Source organism: Methylolobus aquaticus (assembly GCF_054172105.1).
Window position 1 is genome coordinate 1 of sequence record NZ_JBSYXP010000039.1, and the last position, 2,303, is coordinate 2,303.

Consider the following 2,303-nt stretch of genomic DNA (forward strand, 5'->3'; position numbering starts at 1 on the left):
CCTGGGCCCGGCACCTCGAAATCTACGCTGCCAGCGCAGCCCTGCGCCAAGAAGCCGCCTTCTGGGGGGCCATGCTCACGCCACCGCTTCCGGATCCGCCGCGCGATGTTCCGGTTGAGATCGTTTGCTATCGCGATGCTGACGAGGTCGCCATCAGTCTCGACGAAGCGGAGACCCGGCAGCTTCTCCGGAAAGCTCCCGCTGCTTACCGCAGCCGGATCGAGGAGTTGCTGCTCGTGCCGTTGGCAATGACCCTGTGCCGCTGGACCGGGCAGCGCGAAGCACTGATCGAACTGGAACGGCACGGGCGCACGGACCGCTTCGACGGACTGGATCTCAGCCGCACGGTCGGCTGGTTCACGTGCCTGCATCCGGTCCGCGTGACCCTCGCGGATGAACTGGCTGCGACGATCAAGATGGTCAAGGAGTGCTTGCGCGCCGTGCCGGATGATGGCATCGGCTATGGCCTGCTGCGGAGTACGGCGGATCCGTCTTTTGGTCTACCGGCTGCGGCGCGACCGCGGGTGACCTTCAACTATCTCGGGCAGTTCGACGAGTCGGAGGACTTGTTCAGGCCGGCCCCTGAGAACGGAGGTGCGCAACACGATCAGGAAGCGCCGCTTGGTAATTGGCTCGAAGTCAATGGAGAACTCTTTCGCGGTCGGCTGAATCTCCGCTGGCGTTTCAGCCGTGCGATGTACCGGCGCGAAACCGTGGCGCGGCTCGCTCAGGCCTACCTCGATGGCTTGCGTGAAGTGATCCGTCATTGCGTGAGTCCCGGCGCCGGCGCCCTTACGCCATCCGACGTGCCTTTGAGCGGGCTCGATCAGGCGGCGCTCGATGCGCTGTCACTCGCATCAGGGGACATCGAGGACATCTACGGGCTAGCGCCGCTGCAGCAAGGCCTGTTGTTCCAGTCGCTACACGGCGCCGACCCCACCATTTATGTCAACCAGTTGGCAGTCGATATCGTTGGCTTGGAAGCGGATCGCTTCCGATCGGCGTGGCGCGAAGCGCTCGCGCGTCACCCGATTCTCCGGACCGCTTTTTCCTGGCAGGGTGGGCCGGAAGCTGCGCTGCAGATCGTGTACCGCAATGTCGAATTGCAGATTGACGGAGTCGACTGGAGCCGTGATCCGGTCGCTCCGGACGAGCTGATCGCGTTTCGTCGCGCTGAAGTCGAACGTGTCTTCGACCTGACTCGTCCCCCGCTATTCCGCCTGGCTCTGGTCCGGCTGGGGCCGGAGCGACACCAGATGGTCTGGACCAGTCATCATCTGCTGCTCGACGGCTGGAGTGCCTCGCGCTTGCTGGGGGAAGTGCTGGAAAACTATGCCGGTGCCACGCCGCGTCCTGTTCCTGGGCGCTACCGGGACTATATCGCCTGGCTGGCCGGTCGCGACCGGGAAGCCGGAGAGCGGTTCTGGCGCGACCGGCTTGCGGATCTGCCGGAACCGACGCGGCTGGCCAACGCGCTGAATTGCGCCGCGACGGGCAGTGGTCACGGTTCGGTGCATCGCGCGCTCGATTCCCGCACGGCCGGGGCGCTACGCCGTTATGCACAGGCGCAGCACCTGACCTTGAATACCTTGATCCAGGGCGCGTGGAGCCTGCTGCTACAGCGCTGCACGGGCCGCAGGACGGTTGTTGCGGGGATGGCCGTCGCGGGTCGTCCCTCCGATCTGCCCGGCTCCGAGGCGATGCTCGGCCTGTTCATCAACACGCTGCCGCTGATCGTGCGAGCCGAGCCCGGGCAGACCGTCGGTACCTGGCTGGCCGGGCTGCAGGCCGACAATGCCGCGCTGCGCGAACACGAGCATACCCCGCTGTTCGAGATCCAGCGCTGGGCCGGCGAGCGTGAGCTGTTCGATACGCTGCTGGTGTTCGAGAACTACCCGGTGGACGAAGCCGTGCGGCGCGCGGCCGAGCGGCTGCGCATCGGGGCGATCGTCAACGACGAGCGCACTCATTACGCGCTGACGCTGGCGGTCGGTGTTGCCGACGGCATCCGCCTCGATTTCGGCTACGACCGCAGCGTTCTGGATGCGGCAAGCGTCGACATGATCGCCACCCGCTTCCCGCGTCTGTTGAAGGGACTGGTGTCCGATCCCTCGCAGCGGCTAGGCACGGTGGAGTTGCTGGGCGCGGCGGAGCGGGCCGAGTTGGCAGAGTGGAACCGCGGGGCGTGGGAGGGCGTCGGGGAGGGTACGTCCTCGGTCTCGGAGTTGATCGCCCGCTGGGCGGCGGGTCAGCCGGACGCGGTGGCGGTGGTTGCGGGCGAGGAGTGCCTGAGTTACGGCGCC

At 66.4% G+C, this 2,303-nt stretch carries 1 protein-coding gene; it reads left to right on the forward strand.

Annotated features, from left to right (window positions below; translation table 11 throughout):
- On the forward strand, window positions 1-2,303 hold a 2,303-nt coding region (locus ACW73L_RS22040), incomplete at both ends, for a condensation domain-containing protein (RefSeq protein WP_498924686.1).